Genomic DNA, 17,813 nt, shown 5'->3' with positions numbered 1-17,813 from the left:
AGGAGGTGTGCCGTGCTTGAGATGAAGGAAAAGGGAAAAGGCCAGGAATGCTATAACTGGTATCATTACCTTTGGCACTTAATCGCCATCGGAGCCGTCAAGTCGAAGAAGATCGAAAATCTTCGCGTGCCGGAACAAGAGGGAGCCTATGTCCTCGAGGCAGACGCTTGGGCGGCTCTGGAAACCGACAACCCTGGGGAAGGCGCGGTCGTTGCTCAAATTGACACCGGCGTTAACGACCGTCATCCAAATCTCGCGCCACGGATCTTCGGTGCCGTCAGCTTCGCCGTGCATCCTTTCGGCCTGCGCTATTCGGATCCGGAAGAGAATCGGCCCGAAATGCCAGCGTCGGACGCCATCCCTCACCTTAGGCGCGGACCGGAGAAGATGCTTGATGCCAGCCTAGTCAGCGATGAGATGTGGGATAGGGCGAAGAGGCTCGCAAAGGACAATCCGGGTGCAGCGGAGCTTATCCAGCGTCTTAAGTGCGGACGTGGCATCACGCAGCAGACCCCGCAGATTTCCCGCTTGCGATATTCAGCGCATGGCACCGCCTGCGCCGGACTTATTGTGGGGGCGCCGCCAAAACCTACCGCAAGGGATGGATCCACAGCCTCGGCAAAGCCCATAAACCTCGACGATGGCGACGGCCCGATCTCGTATTGGGGCGTCGCCCCCGGCGCAAAGCTGATGCCGATAGAGATCTCTGCGAGACCGGATGCCGAGCAGCTTATTATGGCGTTCCTATATGCCTGGGACAAAAAGGTCTCCGTGATCCATTTCCCAAGAGAGGTGCCAGATCCATATCGGAGCCACCAGCACCTCCCAGGAGAATTTGAGGACAGCCGGTACACCTCGGAAGAGGCAGAGGCTGCCTGGGATTATTTCGCGATACTTCTCGAGGCGATCAGTAATGAAATTCCTATCATCTGTGCCGCTGGCAACGATGGTTACGATCAGCCAATATATCCCGCATGCAAAGCTACCGGAGAGAATGGTATCGTCACGGTAGGCGCGGTGACATACCGGGGAAGGCGATCCGCCTATTCCAACTATTGTATCAGTAACGACAACGGTATCACCATAGCGGCGCCCTCGGATGATCAGGAAGTCTACACCAGACACCAAACCAGGCTGGACAGGGAGGCGGCACGCTGGCGCGAGCACGATTTTGACCTCTACGCCGGACTCATTGAGAACGTGGAATTCGCTCCACAGGGCGTCTTCACCGTCGATATTCCGGGTCGGCACGGTTACTCTGGGGGACTACTGCAGGATATTCAACCGGCCAGCGTGGAAAACCGCGATAGAGCATCGCTTTATACCGTTTTTGGCGGAACATCTGCATCATCGGCCATAGTGGCGGGAGCCGTAGCTCTTTTACAGTCAAAGTATCGCGTCAAAGAAAAAAGGTTCCTCACAGGCAGAGAGGTCAAGGAGTTGCTGGCCAAAGCGGGGACAACGACTGCCTCGTGGCCATGGCTTGAGGAAGGAGCGCGGATTAAGACGGACAATCCAAATGGAGTGGAAGAGGTCGATCCCAAGAAGCAATTCGGCGCGGGTCTGCTGGATCTCAGAAAGCTGCTGAATACCTGACGGAACGCCGCTGCCCGACAAGTCGGAGCAACGCCAAGGAACTCATCGACGCAAGGAACGGAATTTTGATGGATTTCTGACGTTCGGCTGAGTGTAGACTGACACTTCACAGACGTGGGGCAGCTATATTTGAGCCAATTCAAAGAATTGGCTCACTGGATGCTGCCCCAATGAACACCGGAATAGCTGCCCAAACGGCCCCGCGCGGGAAAGAGTCGGCACTCGTGTCTCCGATGCCGATACACTTTCATAGCACGACTGCCACCATTATGTTCACCGATGTGGAGGACTCGACGGGTCTCGCAAGCGCGCTGGGACTCATCGAAACGACGCATTTTCTGATCGAACACGTGGCGATGGTTCACCGCGCGGTTCAGCAAGGCGGCGGAATCGTCCAGAATTTCACTGGAGATGGCGTGCTTGCATTGTGGCTGGGCACCCAGATGCATCCGAGGGAGACCGCGCTACGCGCACTTGTGGCGGCTGCCGATGTCTCGTTTGAAGTGTCGGCCAACAACGCGTGGCGCCGCGCAAACAGCCTGCTGACTCGCCGCGTTAGGATCGGCTTGCACACAGGGGAAGTCATGTTCGTGAATGACAATCAGCGAGACTTCTCATTCGTGGTGGGCTCAGAAGTAAATTTCGCGCGCCGCGTCGAGCAAGCAGGTAAGAAAGAAGCCCTCGAAGATAGTGACTCGTTGGTGATGGTAAGCGGGGCAACCTTGCTGCGCGCTGATCTCTGCTTTAGCCTTGTAGATCCGCACACCGTCCAGAGGCTCACTGCAGATCGGTTGGGAGAATTGCGCGGCAGATCGTAACATGAGCGATCATTCCGCGCACCATACAAAGAAGAGATCAACGCAATACATTGTGCCGGCGATCCTGACTTCTCGCCACTCCTCTTGGACAGCATAAGAACGGCCTAGGACTGCTCGAAAGGACCTCAAGTTGGGCGGCGAAGCGGCAAGTCCGAAAGCGGCCCTAAAATCGGTCGCTCCAGGATGCCGGGCAAGCGACTGCTGCTGGCCCGAAGCAGTCATTGTAGCTTTGCGGGATTCATCCGCGAATCCGAAGACCGATGGCATTTTAGCATTTCCGAAACGTCGTCCTTGACTCCTTTAAGAAAGAGAACATAATAAGAACATCACCGCCAAGGAGGAGGATGACGGCCATGAGTAATCTGCCGAACGATAACCTGTGCGAAGTGGAGCCGTATGAGGATCCGACTGGCACTTATTGGACACCACCAGAAGCTTTGAACATTGACCGGATCCATCGCGACATTCGCACGGTGCTGGTCGGGGCTCTAGGACGCCGCGGTCCAGCATTCCTGGTGACGGCAGACGGCAATGGAAAATATGAATTCTATGGAGCAGGCACGGTCGACATGGCGTCGTGCATCCCTGTCGGTGCCTTCACCATCGCGATCGACAGAGAGAACAATCGTGCTTGCGGTGTCTGCCATTGCGATGGCGAACTCGGTGTGACCGAACCGATGAAGTTTCCATTCAAGGGCGACATCGATGTCGCTTTTGCGGACTTCTATTGCCTCGCCAGAGATGAAGGCTATGTGTCTTGATGGTCGGGACCCAATTCGGGCCGATTGTTCGCAAAACATTGAAGCCCGCAGGTGCTCCAAGGACAGATGTGCAGTGAGCAACCGCGACGCAACTGATTATTGATGGTCACTCTCGCGAAGACCGACCACAAGGTTGACGACAATCGCATCTGAGCAAATGCACTCAGAACAGATGCCGAAAGCATCCTCGTCGAACTCGTCCTTGCTCTTTCTTTGATGGCAGCAATCGCAGACGACGCTTCCGCAGCGCGAAAACCGCGCCGGGGGCAGGATCTCGACAAGCGGACTTTCTCCCGCGCGATTGGCAGGTTCTGGCATGATAACCTCCCTGAATTCCTATACGACATGAAATAGGAACGGTCGTCGGCGCTTTCCAGATCGCGAGTGTTGGCACCTTTATTTCGGTCGGCTACGTTGCGCATCCCAACCGACGGGAGGTGGCTGGCTTGTGTAACCTTTACCGCATGGACGACATAGACTGGGTTCGGAAGTGGGCGATCGATGCCGAGAGCATGATCAACCTCATGCCCAGGTATCAGATGAACCCCGGCCAAATGGGTCCCATCGTCCGCAACACCGCGGATGGCCGCAAGCAGCTCGTCCATGCCCGCTGGGGACTGCCATCTCCGACGCGCGTCCAAGAGGAAGCTGCCGAGGGCCGGGCCGCGAAACTCGCGGCGAAGCGGAAGCCCTTCGATATGGACGAACTCATCAGGATGGAGCCAGATCGCGGCGTGACCAACGTCCGGAAGCTCCATCTCAAGCACTGGAGGCAATGGTTCGGCATCGAACACAGATGCATCGTGCCCGTGACGACTTTCGCAGAACCCGATCCCACCAGTCAGGAGCCGGGAGGGAAAGTTCCGAATGCCTGGTTCGGAAGGGATGAAAGCAAGGAGCTGATGTTCTTCGCCGGGATCCATGTGCCGCAGTGGACCAGCGTCCGAAAAGTCAAGGACGGGCTTACGACGGACGACCTTTACGGCTTCCTGACCACGAACCCGAACGAAATCGTAAAGCCCGTGCACTTCAAGGCGATGCCCGTCCTGCTGATGACGAAGGAGGAGACGGATATCTGGATGAATGCGCCGTGGGAAGAGGCGCAGCATCTCGCGCGCCCGGCGCCGGACGATGCAATCATGATCACGTCACGCGAGCCATACGGATCCAGCATTGTCTCGCAGGAAGGGGAACCCGTTCAGGCGAGCCTTCTCTGACGCCAAACGCTCTGCGCGAAAGGGCGTCGCAGCGGCATACGAGACTGCTGGCTTCGGGCATTGCACCTCCAGATTTCATCGAACTCGCGGCCGAGCTGGTATGTTCTCGCCACCGAGGACCACACTGTGCATCCCGATCTTCAGCGCTGGGTGTCGAAACGAATGAACGCCACGTTGACCGAAGTGGAGAGCATCCATGTCCGAATGCTGTCCTAGCATTCGTCATCGACGTGATCCGGAAGGCAGCTGCTTCGGTCAAGGCGCGTTGAGGTGCATGCTCGCCGGAGGCCGCCGCAAGACGGCCCCCGACCCCAGCGCTAGCTGGGAGGGCCTGAGGCCTACTACGCGACAGCTCGTTCGGTCGCGGTCGGATAGTCCAAATAGCCCACTGCTCCCCCGCTGTAGTAGGTATCGGAATTGCTGGGGGTGAGCTTGATGTCTTTGGAGAAGCGCTCGACCAGGTCGGGGTTGGAGATGAACGGCGCTGCAAAGGCAACAGCATCGGCGAAGCCATCACGGATAACAGCATTACCAGTCTCGAAGGTGTAGCCGCCATTGGCAATCAGATTGCCGGAATAAAGCGGCCGGAAATGCTTGGCGACGCCTTGGCCGAGAACTTCGACAGGGGAACCTGTCAGATCGCTTATGGGGTTCATCAGTTGCAGATAAGCGAGATGGCGCTTCGACAATTCACCGATCAGGTATTCGAAGGTCGCCAGCGTTTCGGCTCCAGCGATGAAATTGCCGAACCCGGTCAAAGCGGGGCTGAGCTTGATGCCCACGCGTCCTGGCGCCCAGGTGTCTACGAGGGCATCGACAATCTCAAGGGGGAACCGTCCGCGATTTTCAGCTGTACCGCCGTAGTCGTCCGTTCTCTGATTGAGCGCTTCATAAAGGAAGGTCGGGATCAGATAGGTGCTGATGCCATGCAGCTCGACGCCATCGAAGCCAGCAGACTGTGCCAGCCGGGCAGCTTTGGCATAGTCCTCGACAGTTCGGGCGATATCGCTCAGATCCATCGCCCGGGGCGTCACGGTGTCCTGGAAGCCGGATGGCGTATACGCCTTCAATCCCGGGTTCACGGCCGATGGGGCCAAAGGCAGAGCGCCATCGAGCAGGTCCGGATGTGATGACGATCCGATGTGACCGAGTTGGACGAAGATACGTCCTCCAGCCTGGTGGACGGCGTCCGTGACTAGGCGCCAACCATCCGCCTGTTCCTGAGTGTAGAGGCCCGGCACGTTTATGAAGCCGACGCCTTCGCGGCTCGGCCAAGTCCCCTCCGTGAGGATCAGCCCGGCAGATGCGCGCTGTGCGTAATATCGCGCCTGAAGCTCGTTGGGAACGAAGCCGGGATTGTCCGTACGGGCGCGGGTCATTGATGCCATGATGATGCGGTTGGGTAGATCGACGTCGCCCAGGCGGATTGGATCCAGCAAGGGCTGGCTTGGATTGCTCATGTCTGTTCACCTATGTTGGCAGCGCTGTCCGCGGGTTTGCGCGCTGAATTGGGAATGACGATGCCCGTCGACACCATCGCCGAATTCAAGTAAGACCAAGCCTACCTGCAATCCAGTACTGACTATTTCGTAAGTGTCCGAATTTGGAGATCACAATGAGCGAGACGAATTTCCATTGCGGTCTGGAAGCGGCTCTTGAAATCCTTGGTGGCAAATGGAAGCCCCTTATCCTTTTTCATTTGGCCAGCGGGGCCAAACGCACCGGTCAACTCCGCAGGCTCGTGACGAATGTAAGCGAGAAGATGTTGATCCAGCATCTGAAGGAGTTGGTTGACGATGGCGTCATTCGTCGTATCGACTTCCAGACAGTCCCGCCTCATGTCGAGTACGAGCTGACCGACTTCGGCCATAGCTTGGCCGAAGTCCTCGCCCCGTTGTGCGAATGGGGGACACGTCACTCTTCCGAAGTTGCCATGATCGTCCGAAATCGAAACCGGGCATCAGAGGCGGCATAGCGCCCATAGACAGACACCCATAGTAGCAAGCCGAGCCCTCACCCCGGTAAGAACCGATATGCCGACCCTTTCCGCTCGACATATCCGACTCCCGGATAGGTCCAATGGTATCCTAGCATCCGAAGCTTCTCGTTCTCCGCCTTGTCCAACAAGGCCGCCCTATTCGAGATCGCGACCTCCGGTTCGGTATCAAAGCCGAAATGCCAGCGCGGGTTCTCAAAGGAGATGATATCGTTGGGGATTACGTCTCCGGCAATTAGTAGGTTTCCGTCTCCTGCTAGTTCCAGGGAGATGTGTCCTGGCGTGTGCCCGCGTGTGCTGACCACGTTCATTCCGGAGAGGATCTCATCCCCAGGCTTCACCATCGTCAGCCGATCCTTGACGGCGAGGAGATCGCGCTGAGCGCCGCGCGCGAAGGCGTGAAGTGGCTTCGGCATCTTCGCCTCATATTCGGGATCCGCCCAGAACGACCACTCGGCTTCGTTGACGTAGTAGTGGGCGTTGGGAAAGAGCAGAGACCTGTCGGCCGTCGTCGTTCCGCCGGAGTGATCGGGATGGGCGTGGGTGAAAACCACCTTCGTGATCGAAGCAGGATCCACGCCAACCGATGCGAGATTGGCGGCAAGCCTTCCGTCGCTCGGCTGGAAATTACCGCCCGCCCCGGTATCGATCAGGATGAGGTCGTTTCCGTGCCGGATGAGCGGGATGTTCGTCTGAAGCGCAGCGCTGTCGACGCCTCCACCGAGGCGGCCAAGGATGCGACCGATTTCGTCAGGATGGCCATCCGGCATCAATATGTCGGACGTCAGCGTGATGTATCCGTCACTCAGCACCGTGATGTCAAAGCGACCATGCTTCAACTGGTGAAAGCCATCTGCCAGGACGCCCGGCGGAAGCTTGCCCATCTCTGATGCCATGACAGTCTCCTTAGAAGTGCGTCGCCCTGGATCTTGCCGCCTTGGCTGTCGAAATGCGAGTGTGTTCCTGTGAAATCTTGTGAGCCCGATCGTCGTGATCGAGACTGTGCTGTGGTCACTTCGCTGTCCCGAGCGTAAAGGAAAATACACTTCCTGCTGGTTCGTTCGGGGTGACCCACAGACGACCTCCATGCGCCTCGACGATCGAACGGCAGATGGAAAGTCCAATACCAAGACCGCCCGACTTGGTGGTGAAGAACGCGTCGAAGACCTGATCGGACATCGACGGTTCAATCCCCGGTCCCGTGTCGGCCACACTGACGATGATCTTGTCATCGGAACACCTCGTTCCCATGGTTATCCTCCCTGCCTCGCAATTGGCTGAAGTTATTGCCTCAACCGCGTTCAGGATCAGGTTCAACACGACCTGCTGCAACTGGATCCGGTCGCCGACCGTGGATTCGCCGTTGGCCTGGAGGTTCGTCTCCAGCGCGATCCCGTGCCGCTGAAGTTCGGCGCGGGTGAGAGCAAGCACGTCCTCCACCATGCCATTGACATCGACTTTCGCCATGGCGAGCGGCGATTTCTTCGCCAGCGCCCTGATGCTCGTGATGATATCGCCTGCTCGATGCCCATCCCGAATGATCCGTTCCGCAGCCCCCCGAGCTTCGCCGATATCGAGTTGGTCATCGCTCAGCCATCGCAGGCACGTCGCGGCGTTTGTGACGATTGCCATGAGCGGCTGGTTAACCTCGTGGGCTATGGATGCCGTCAGCTCACCTAGGGCCGTCAGGCGCCCCGCGCGCGCCATCAACTCCTGAGCTTCTTCGATGCGCTTTAGATCCTCGATGTCGGTATGGGTGCCGTACCATTTTATGATCGCTCCGGTCTCGTCACGCACGGGCGTGCCCTGCACAAGGAAGGTGCGTGCGACTCCATCATGACGCATAATCCTCGCATCGATCTGTCCTGCCGTTCCGGTCGCGACCAGCTCGGCCCACTTGCGAACTACCTTTTCTCTGTCGTCGGGATGGTACGTGTCCACCCAACCACCTTCGCGGGCCGCCTCAGGTGAGACCCCTGTGTAGTCGTGCCATTGCTTGTTGAATACCGGGAAAAGTCCGTCGGGTTGCGTGTTCCAGGCCTGTGCCGGGATCATGTCGTACGAAACGCGAAGTTCTTCCGCCACGCGTCGAGCCTGCTCTTGGGCTTCTCGGGCGTCCCGGTACAACGCGGCGTTCTCCAGAGAAATTGCTGCCTGAGATGCCAGGAGCCGTAGGATTGTCACCTGTTCCCGGGTGAACAGATGTGAGGATAAGCTGTTCTCGAGATACAGAATCCCAACGAGCTGCTTCTGCTTGACCAGCGGGAGGCAAAGGATTGATGTCGCGCCGACCCGGCGAATGTAATCGTCACCTGAAAACAGATCCGCATCCTGCGCGTCATCGAGGATGATCACCTCCTGGGTGTGGGACACGTAGCTTACGATGGTTTCCGGGAAATCGACTATACCCTGCGGATAAAGGGATACTGAAACGCCGCTGCGATCGGTGATCGCCTCCGAAATGACCCGCATTCCCTCCTCTAGCGAGAGGAGGAGCAGTCCTCGGACAGCGCCCGAATGTTCCACCACGGTAATCATCAGACGTTCGATGAGGCGGTCGAGGACAATCTCTCCGGACACCGCTTGAGACATCTCAACGATGGCTGCGAGGTCCAGATGCTGGATCTGGTTGACGCTCGACGGCTGGGTTCGTTGGAAGTCGGCTACCCGCCTTGAGCGATCGATCTGCCGGACCTTGTCAGCCGCGCCCCATTTCGCAAAGCAAGCCCGGGCGTTTATCAGGAAGGCATCCGAGCTGGTCGTTAACCCATGTGAGGCGCAGAACTTCGATGCCAGCTCATTTGCGATGGCCTCATTCTGCGTGAAGTCATACCGCTGTGCGGACTGAACCGCTTCTTCATAAAGGCGTAGCGCATCGAGACTGTCGCTTTCCAGCCGGAGAACCTCCGCAGCAATCAACGCCCGGCGGTTGTCGAAGTTCTCGGGACAGCTTTTAGCCCAGATCTCGGTCTGCAGCTGGTGCTGCCTAATCGCATCAAGATGTACGGATCTCTCGCTTTCCGTCGCGCCATCACACTGAGCGGCATGCGCCAGAGCGCCGTAGAAGTGATATTCGGCAACGTCGATAAACGACCGTGCTGCGCGAAGGTTGGCGCGGGCCTCGGTCTCGGCCTCAATCGCTCCGGAGTAGTCACCCGCCAAGTAGCGCGCCTGAATCTTCTGTATCCAGTACCATGCAAGCGGCAGAGCGAGCTGGTCGCCTGCATCCTGCAGGTGATGCTGGAACGCCGTTTCTTCGGGCAGGCTGAGGTCGCCCGCCCCCTCGAACTCATCCAACCCACGAAGGGACCGAATAAGGAGCAGTTGGCCGATTGCAGAGTCGGCGGCGAGACCAAAACCAGCCTTCCTCGCTGAAGCCAGAAACCGTTCAGCCTCGTGTTGAACCGAGGCGAGATCTCTTCCGGAAACGAGGAGATGCGAAACCAGGAGCTGCGCGGTCGTGACGATGAACACAAGGTCGCCCGCCAACTGCCCCACCTTGATAGCGGCGCGGCTGTAGTCCTCGGATACGCTGATACGGCGCGCCCAAGGCACCACGAATGCAGCATAGCAGGTATACGCGCGTGTCTTGAAGCGGTCCAGGCCGTGCCTATCAACGAGTTCGAGCCCGAGGTCTCCGAAACGGCCTCCAGACTCATAGTCGCCAAACCTAAGGCCGAGGGGAATCATTATGGATACATATGCATAGCATGACGCGTCGCAGTTTCCGTAGGTCAGGCTAAGGTTGACCATCTGGACATAAATCAGATCCTCGAGGTTCTGATCGGTCAGGAGAGCTGGAAGGATCATGTATGCAAGAACATCCATGGTCGCGAGCCAGTCCGGGTCGGACATGCGGGACAGATCCACGAGCTCTTCTATTCGCCGCCCTGCGAGAAGTCCTCGCATCGTTTCGACTTCCCTGCGAAGATACTCCTCCATGGGATGCGCCGACCAGTCGATGCCCATGCTGCGAAGGAAAGCTAATCCGGCATCGACGGCCTTTGTTTGCTCCCCCCGGGCGACGTAAAGGGAAGAGAGGAGACGCACGACTGCGGCCTCGTCAACACGCGACGTTGCATGCTTGTAGAGTTCGACCAGCCGGGCTTCCGCTGCGTCGTGATCGCCTGTAACGAACTCGCACTCGGCGCGATGAAGCTCCAGGGCGAACTTCAATGGATACCGCGTTTGCCATTCCGCGTTTTGCAGCAGGCTAGAGCCTGTCCGGAAATATCTAAGTGCCGAAGGATAGGCAGCGGACGTCTTCGCACGTATTCCAGCCTCCAGAAGAAGGCCAGCGACCTGCTCCTGCTCATCCTCCGAGGTGATGAGTGCCAGGCCCCTGTCGATCTGGTCGATGACTTCGAATATCCGGTCGCGAAGATGCGTCGGAGCCATCATCGACATCAGGGATCGGCCGATTCGGAGATGGATCATCGGTCGCTCGTCTTTTGGGACCAGACGATAGACGGCTTCCTGCACCCGATCGTGAGCGAATACGAAGCCGTCTTCCACACGCAAAACAAGCCGTGCCTGGATGGCTTCCCACAAAACCGCGAGTATCTGCTGCTTCGATTTTCCCGTTACGATACAAAGCGTCTGCAAGGACGCACCGTTGCCCAGACAGGCCATCAGCTTGACTGTCTCGAGGGTAAGGCGAGGAAGTCTTTGAAGCTTCGACGCCACCAGCTCGGCCACGTTGTCGGTGATACCCTTGCTGCTGATCCTTTCCTCATCCCAGACCCACCGCGAGAGCGCGCTGTCGAACGTTACTAGCCGCTCCTCCTCCATCGCGGTCAGGAACTGCAGCACGAAGAAGGGATTTCCCTCGGTCTTGTCGAATACGAGTGCTGCCAGCGGCGCAACCGAAGAGGCGGGCGCGCCCAGGGCATCAGCAATGAGGTTCTGGAGATCCGTCAAGGTGAGCGGGGCGAGCGTTATCTCGTGCACGTTGATCGAGGCGCCGCGCATCGCATTTCGTGTCTTGGCAAAGGGATGCTCCTCGGAGACCTCGTCGTTCCGGTAGGCGCAGATGAGCAAAAGATGCCGGACGTCCGGCTCAACGGTGATCTGTTCGAGCATTTCGATGGTGGCCACATCGAGCCATTGCACGTCATCGACGAATAGGACCAGTGGTCGCTCAGGCCTGGCGAACACCGCAAGGAAACGCCGGAAGATCAGATGGAACCGTGCCTTCGCTTCCTGCGGAGCGAGATCGGGTGCATCGGGCTGCTCCCCGATGACCAGGGCGAGTTCCGGAATGAGGTTGATCATCAGTTGGCCGTTCGGCCCAAGCGCTTCCAGGAGGGCTTGACGCCACCGGGCGAGATCTGCGTCGCCCGAACTGAGCATCTGGCGGACTATATCGCTGAATGCCTGCGCAATCGTGGCATACGGGATACCGCGAGTATATTGGTCGAACTTCCCTGAAGCGAAAAGGCCTCCCGTCTGTGAAAGCTTTCTTCGCAATTCATGAACGATGGACGATTTTCCAACGCCAGCAGGACCGGAGACAAGGATCGTCTCCACCTTCCCCGACAGCCGCACCCGGTCGTAGGCCGCTTCAATCAGCTCTAGCTGATCGGATCGCCCGTATAGACCGCTGGGAACTCGAAGTCGATCGTTGGCATTGCCGGATGCAACTTCAAAATCCACAATTCGCCCATCCTGGATCCAGCTATGCAAGCAGCGCCTCAGGTCCGCCTCCAGACCCGCGGCGGTCTGATAGCGCTCGTCAGGCTTCTTTGCGAGAAGCTTCAGTACGACTGCCTCGAGAACGGGTTGGACCTCGTCGTTTCGCTGGCGGGGTGGAATGGGCTGTCGTGCAACGTGCGAATGGATCCACTCCATGGCGTCAATCGCAACGAACGGAAGCTCACCCGTCATCGCCTGGTAGAGAACGATGCCAAGCGAGTAGAGGTCACTGCGCTCGTCCACCAACCGCTTTATTCGCCCGGTCTGTTCGGGCGAGATATAAGGCAGCCCCGACGCATCGAGATCGCTGCCGCCCTCTGCCTGATCGCTAGGAACAGCGGTGCCAGCTCTCCCTAACCCCGTCAGCCAGACTTTGCCGGATCCATCGACGAGCAAATGATCCGGCCTGATATCCTTGTGGACGAGCCCTACGGCGTGAAGCTCCCGGAGTGTCGCGGCAGCGTTGGTTGCGACAACCATGAACCGCTCGGCCTCGATGGGCTTTCCGAGCATAGTTCCGAAGGGCACGCCACCGGGGTCGGACAAGACCAGGACAGGTCGCCCTTCATTACGCTCGAGTGCGAGCGGCTTGGTTGCCCAAGCCTCATCTAGTTTTCCCGCGAGAGAGAGCTCGCGTTCAAGCTTCTGGACTGTTTTTATCGGGGGACTGGGGGAGGTCGGCGTAACCATCAGAACGGAAGATTGTCTCTCCGTTGACCAGCCGCGATAGAGGGCGAAGATTTCGTCCTGGCAAAGTAGCTGCGGCTGGTATCGAGACATTTTCATCACGATGCTCCGGGCGGCCCGACTGTCGGTGGAATGCCAGTGCCAACGAGCACCTGCGGATCAGGCGCCTGCCGCTTGTCAGCCACTCTCGATGCTAGACCATTTCGCGCGTAGCGACGCAAACATTTCTCCCTGTTGCGCAGATCATCGTCTGCGAGCAACTCGCAACCGTTGATGATAGCGGCAAGGTACTCCGTGCGTGTGGGCCGGGCTAAAAAGTTGAAGGGAGATGTTGTGAGTTTGCGTGAGATCGAAAACTTCAGCCTTTGGCAGGTAGCCGGGAGCGGCGAACGCCAGCTCCCGGCTCCTAAGATTAGGCCTTGATGAACGCCAGGATATCCGGGTTCAGAACCTCGGGATAAACCGACAGCATCCCGTGCGGATACCCATCGTACAGTTTCAGTGTGCCGTGCTTCAGCAGCTTTACCGAAAGCTCGGCCGCGTCCTTGTAGGGAACGATCTGGTCGTCGGTTCCGTGAATGACGTAGACCGGGACATCGATCTTCTTCAGATCGTCAGTGAAGTCCGTTTCCGAAAATGCCTTGATGCACTCGTAGTGCGCGTTCGCCGCACCCATCATGCCTTGCCGCCACCAGTTGTTGATGAGCCCCTGCGAAATCTTAGCATCCGGACGGTTGAAGCCATAGAACGGCCCAGTGGGGACATCGATATAAAACTGCGCCCGGTTGGCGGCGAGCGCCTGACGCAGACCGTCGAACACGTCGAGCGGCAGGCCTCCCGGATTCTTGTCGGACTTCAACATGACGGGTGGAACCGCTCCGGCTATGACCGCCCTCGCCACGCGTCCCGGCTTCGCACGGGCCACGTAGTGCACGACTTCGCCGCCACCTGTCGAATGGCCGATATGGATGGCATTCTTCAGGTCGAGGGCTTCGACGACCTCGGCAACATCAGCCGCGTAGGTGTCCATCTCATGGCCCGTCCGGCTCTGCGACGAGCGGCCGTGACCACGGCGGTCATGGGCGATGACCCGGAATCCTTCACCGAGGAAGAAGAGCATCTGGTTGTCCCAGTCGTCGCCGCTGAGCGGCCATCCGTGGTGGAACACGATCGGTTGGGCGTCCTTCGGACCCCAGTCCTTGTAGAAGATCTCCGTTCCGTCCTTTACTTTCACTGTTCCCATGAACTTGTCCTCCGTTCTGGATTCTTTCAGCTTGGTGGCGGCAGAAGCAGGCGACCCGACTGCGAGGGCAACGGCGGCGGCCGATCCGACAAGCAACGCGTCCCGCCTGGTGAGGGAAATAGCTGGCTCCGAAGTCATCTGAGCGATCCTCCTGTTGCGACGAGTGGATCATCGCCGCTCCTCATCGAACGACGCGATTGTTACGTCGAGGCTGACACTGGTCTTTCGAAAGAGTCTGTTTGGGATGATCGGCCGTTCATGATCGACCTGAGACCGCCGCGTCGTCCGGAGTTCTGGTTGGGCAATTGCCGCACGCAGCTTCGGCGACCAGCCGCTGGACCTCGTCGAAGCGAGCTGCGGCTTCCGCCTTCACACCCAGCGACTCGAATTCCTCTGCCACGGGTCGAAAAGCGATCGCAGATCTGTTGCCGGGCAGCTCTCGTACGAGCATCTTCAATGGCAGATCGAGCGCGGTCAGCGGGGAACCCAGCATGACAGGCGTTCCGCCTCTGGGATTTCCGTAGATAATCACCCGCGTCTGGGGCATCGAGAGACCGTTGTCCGTTGCGGCCCTCGCGTGATCTATTTCGGTAAAAACGGTCATTCCCGCTTTCGCTATCGCGTTCAGAACGGTTTCAAGTGTCTCTTCGAATGCATGGGTCGTTCGGTGCTCGATGGGCTTCGATGGCATTGTTGCTCCTTAATCCTCGCTCGTTTCGTGACTTCTGGATAACCGCCCCTCCTTGGCCTTGTAGAAGTACTGGCTGGCGACGAGCCAGCCTTTGAGCGGACGCAGGGGCGGAATGCACGTCAAGATCAGAAACGGACCGGTGATAAAGATCTGCGTCCAGATCGACGCGTGGTGCGCCACCTCGAGCCAGACAGACAGCAACACCGTTGGAATGCATGCAAAGCAGATCACGAAGAAAGCCGGGCCGTCGGCAGGATCCGCGAACGAGTAATCTAGTCCGCAGACCTCGCATTCCCTGCGCAAGGTGAGGAAGCCGTTGAACAAGTGGCCACGCCCACACCTGGGGCACAGACCGCGAATCCCTATCTTCAGCGGCGATAGGGGCGGATAAGGGTTGTCCATCTGTGCCTTCCCCGCTGAACCGCGTTGGCCTCTATTAAGTCATCCGTGTCATTCGATGTCGAGAACCATCCGCGGGATGTCCGCACGCGATCGTACTTTGACGAAACTTTCGGACAACTTGCCGATCTCTCGCGTCCTGATACTCTGTGTCCGGGTTCCATCTGGGCGGAACGGACGATGGATGCGACGGAAGGCATGCGATTGCTGCAAGCGCTATCCGCCGATGCGGACCGCAGCCGTATCGCTGATGCGCTCGCGACTGTGTGCCTGAAGTTCGAAGATATCGAACGGGCAGAGGTGATCTTCTCAGGAGACGGCCCCGATGCTGAAACTCCCGACCCGATCATGTCAGTTTTAGAAACGGGAATGACTGCGGCAATCGCAAGCAACGATGAAGACGGGCATGACTCTGGTGCTATGTGTGGGCTTCTGGTGCCCTTGGTGGCCGATAAGGAAGTTCTCGGCGTCTTGAAGCTTGAGAGCGCTACCTCGGCTGCATTCGATTCGGAAAGAACGAATATATTCGAATTCCTAGCTTCTACCGCGGCCTTGCGTGTCGATCGGGCAAGACTCTTGAGAGATCTCGATCGCGCTCGCGAAGACGCCCGCCTCGCCGAACGCGAACTCCGACTTTCATGGGATATGCTTCCCGCACATGCATGGCATTGCAGGCCTGATGGGACCCTAGAGGCTGTGAACCGGGAATGGTCCGGGTACTTCGGACTGACCGAAGAGGAGTCTTCCGGGTTCGGATACACGCGGGTATTCCATCCTGACGACCTACCGAAGGTGATGGATGTCTGGATGCGCTCCCTATCCGAAGAAACGCCCGGAGAGGTCGAAACCCGGATGATGCGGGCCGATGGCGAGGCTCGGTCTTTCCTAATTCGCACGGTTCCCATTCGCGACGAGAATGGGAAGGTCATCCGTTGGTATGGGATCAACACCGATGTTGAAGACCTAAAAGAGGCGCAACGTGAGATCACCCGGACGGCAGCAGCACTCGCGGAAGGACAGAAGATGAGCCGCACGGGCACCTGGTCCTGGCGACCCGATACCGATACGTTCGCATGGTCTGATGAATGCGCGCGAATCTTCGGGCTTGCGGACGCGACTCATCCGCCAACGTTCGCTGCCATGCTGGAACGTGTGCATCCGGAGGACAGGGCCTCCATTGAGCCATTGCGGGCCGCCCGAGCGAGTGCCGCGCGCGACACATATGCCGAGAGACGCATAGTCCTCCCGGGTGGCACTACCACCTTTGTGGAAAGTCGAACCCGAGCCGTGCTGGACACATCAGGCAAGGTCACGGAATACGTAGGGACCGTGCGCGATTTAACAGAATACAAGGTCGCCGAAGATCGGATTCAAGAAAGCGAGCGGCGCTATGCAGCGACACTCTCAAGTATTGGCGACGCCGTGATATCGACAGACGACCAAGGACACCTAACATTCCTCAACCCGGTGGCCGAAAAACTCACGGGCTGGACGCTGCAGGAAGCCGCCAACAGACCGGTTGAAGACGTATTCAAGTTGATAGACGAGACCAACCAACTCATCATCGACCCGGTATCCGTAGTCCTCGGTCTTGAGGTCGATCTTGCAATAGGCAACCAGTACGGGCTTCGGGCGAAAGCCGGATCAGTGCTCACAATCGAAGTCTCGGGCGCCCCGATCATTGACGCCCATGGAGACATGAAGGGCGCAGTGCTCGTCTTCAGAGACGTGACCCATAGAAACGAAACCGCCGAAGCATTGCGACGTTCAAAGGAGGATCTGACGCGAATGGGCCGCCTCACGGCGATCGGCGAACTGGCGGTATCGGTGGCGCACGAAATGAATCAGCCCCTCATGGCTATCGTAACGAACGCCGCGGCGTCCATGAGTTGGCTGAAGGGAAGTTCCCCGAACATCGACGAGGCAATGCAGGCGATGGACTGGGTTCTCAGGGATGGCCATCGGGCGGGTGAGGTGCTGAGCGGCATCCTTGCATTGGCAAGAAATTCGCGGCCGAAAGTTGAGCCCCTGAGCATCCGCAGCGTGATCGAGGAAGTGCTTCTCTTGACGAAGAGCGAGCTCCGCCAAAAAAGCGTCGTTGTGGAAACCGACTACGAAAACGAAGCAGATGCGGTGAACGGCGATCGCATCCAGCTTCAGCAGGTCCTGATCAATTTGGTCATGAACGGCGCGGACGCAATGGCGACGCTGGAAGATCGGCGGCGCTTGCTCCACGTCTTCACTAGGCGGCAGAGCGACGGCCTAGTCGAGGTCAGCGTTTCGGACAACGGCGTAGGGCTCGATCCTGACACCGCCGAACGCGCGTTCGAAGCCTTCTTCACGACGAAGGCGACTGGGATCGGGATGGGTTTGTCCATCTGTCGTTCGATCATCGAGGCACATGGAGGTCACATCTGGGTGGCGACGGAAAAGGGCAAGGGTAGCACCTTCAGCTTTACACTGCGGCCTCCGTCATCCTCGACAGCGCAATCCGATGCTCTTGAAGGATAGCTGGGCGTGGGTCCAAGCTCGTGTAAGCGATATGGATGCGGCCATTCAATTCGCATCCGGCGACGCACTGCTGCTGCTCGAACCCCAGGCTAGCGAATGGTCCGCAGACCGCCTCCGAGTGGAGACTGCCGTAGTCAGTTCGAAGATCGAGCCCGCCAAGTCAGAACGATCTCAGCCCCATGCACCGAGGCGAACAATCC

At 58.3% G+C, this 17,813-nt stretch carries 12 protein-coding genes and 1 pseudogene; 7 read left to right on the top strand and 6 right to left on the bottom strand.

Going from position 1 to position 17,813, the window contains the following annotated elements:
- Positions 1–21: 21 nt before the first annotated feature.
- The 5 genes and pseudogenes from AB8B33_RS26120 to AB8B33_RS26100 form a co-directional block, all read left to right on the top strand.
- The gene (locus AB8B33_RS26120) at positions 22–1,596 is read left to right on the top strand and encodes a S8 family peptidase (RefSeq protein ID WP_439018853.1); all 1,575 of its coding nucleotides are present in this window, start codon (positions 22–24) and stop codon (positions 1,594–1,596) included.
- A 170-nt stretch (positions 1,597–1,766) separates the two neighbouring features.
- Positions 1,767–2,414, top strand: coding sequence for an adenylate/guanylate cyclase domain-containing protein (locus tag AB8B33_RS26115; protein WP_439017588.1), 648 nt, complete (start codon positions 1,767–1,769; stop codon positions 2,412–2,414).
- 353 nt (positions 2,415–2,767) lie between these two features.
- The gene (locus AB8B33_RS26110; protein ID WP_439017587.1) at positions 2,768–3,175 is read left to right on the top strand and encodes a hypothetical protein; all 408 of its coding nucleotides are present in this window, start codon (positions 2,768–2,770) and stop codon (positions 3,173–3,175) included.
- A gap of 446 nt (positions 3,176–3,621) precedes the next feature.
- Positions 3,622–4,392: an SOS response-associated peptidase gene (locus AB8B33_RS26105; protein WP_439017586.1), complete on the top strand. Its 771-nt coding sequence runs from the start codon at positions 3,622–3,624 to the stop codon at positions 4,390–4,392.
- A gap of 81 nt (positions 4,393–4,473) precedes the next feature.
- A pseudogene (locus AB8B33_RS26100) lies at positions 4,474–4,661 on the top strand (alpha/beta hydrolase); the annotation flags it as partial.
- Between the two features lie 72 nt (positions 4,662–4,733).
- On the opposite strand, the gene AB8B33_RS26095 reads toward AB8B33_RS26100, so the two are convergent.
- Complete coding sequence (locus AB8B33_RS26095) at positions 4,734–5,852, bottom strand: alkene reductase (protein WP_439017585.1); 1,119 nt, start codon at positions 5,850–5,852, stop codon at positions 4,734–4,736.
- A 155-nt stretch (positions 5,853–6,007) separates the two neighbouring features.
- Here AB8B33_RS26095 and AB8B33_RS26090 point away from each other — a divergent pair, with 155 nt between their 5' ends.
- Positions 6,008–6,367: a winged helix-turn-helix transcriptional regulator gene (locus AB8B33_RS26090; protein ID WP_439017584.1), complete on the top strand. Its 360-nt coding sequence runs from the start codon at positions 6,008–6,010 to the stop codon at positions 6,365–6,367.
- A 38-nt stretch (positions 6,368–6,405) separates the two neighbouring features.
- On the opposite strand, the gene AB8B33_RS26085 is transcribed toward AB8B33_RS26090, so the two are convergent.
- The 5 genes from AB8B33_RS26085 to AB8B33_RS26065 form a co-directional block, all read right to left on the bottom strand.
- A complete protein-coding gene (locus tag AB8B33_RS26085; protein WP_439017583.1) occupies positions 6,406–7,284 on the bottom strand; it encodes an MBL fold metallo-hydrolase in 879 nt (292 codons plus the stop codon).
- A 115-nt stretch (positions 7,285–7,399) separates the two neighbouring features.
- Positions 7,400–12,868 carry an AAA family ATPase gene (locus tag AB8B33_RS26080; RefSeq protein WP_439017582.1) on the bottom strand — a complete coding sequence of 1,823 codons (5,469 nt, stop codon included), beginning with the start codon at positions 12,866–12,868 and terminating at the stop codon, positions 7,400–7,402.
- A 313-nt stretch (positions 12,869–13,181) separates the two neighbouring features.
- On the bottom strand, positions 13,182–14,012 hold the full coding sequence (locus AB8B33_RS26075) for an alpha/beta fold hydrolase (protein WP_439018852.1): 831 nt from the start codon (positions 14,010–14,012) through the stop codon (positions 13,182–13,184).
- A 256-nt stretch (positions 14,013–14,268) separates the two neighbouring features.
- Positions 14,269–14,703 carry a DUF302 domain-containing protein gene (locus AB8B33_RS26070; protein ID WP_439017581.1) on the bottom strand — a complete coding sequence of 145 codons (435 nt, stop codon included), beginning with the start codon at positions 14,701–14,703 and terminating at the stop codon, positions 14,269–14,271.
- Between the two features lie 9 nt (positions 14,704–14,712).
- Complete coding sequence (locus AB8B33_RS26065; protein WP_439017580.1) at positions 14,713–15,105, bottom strand: DUF983 domain-containing protein; 393 nt, start codon at positions 15,103–15,105, stop codon at positions 14,713–14,715.
- A gap of 177 nt (positions 15,106–15,282) precedes the next feature.
- Here AB8B33_RS26065 and AB8B33_RS26060 point away from each other — a divergent pair, with 177 nt between their 5' ends.
- Positions 15,283–17,613 carry a PAS domain S-box protein gene (locus AB8B33_RS26060; protein ID WP_439017579.1) on the top strand — a complete coding sequence of 777 codons (2,331 nt, stop codon included), beginning with the start codon at positions 15,283–15,285 and terminating at the stop codon, positions 17,611–17,613.
- Positions 17,614–17,813: the final 200 nt, after the last annotated feature.

This window comes from Rhizobium sp. 768_B6_N1_8 (assembly GCF_051811225.1).
In the GTDB taxonomy this organism is placed as follows: domain Bacteria; phylum Pseudomonadota; class Alphaproteobacteria; order Rhizobiales; family Rhizobiaceae; genus Rhizobium.
This window is presented reverse-complemented; position numbering and strand designations above follow the sequence as displayed.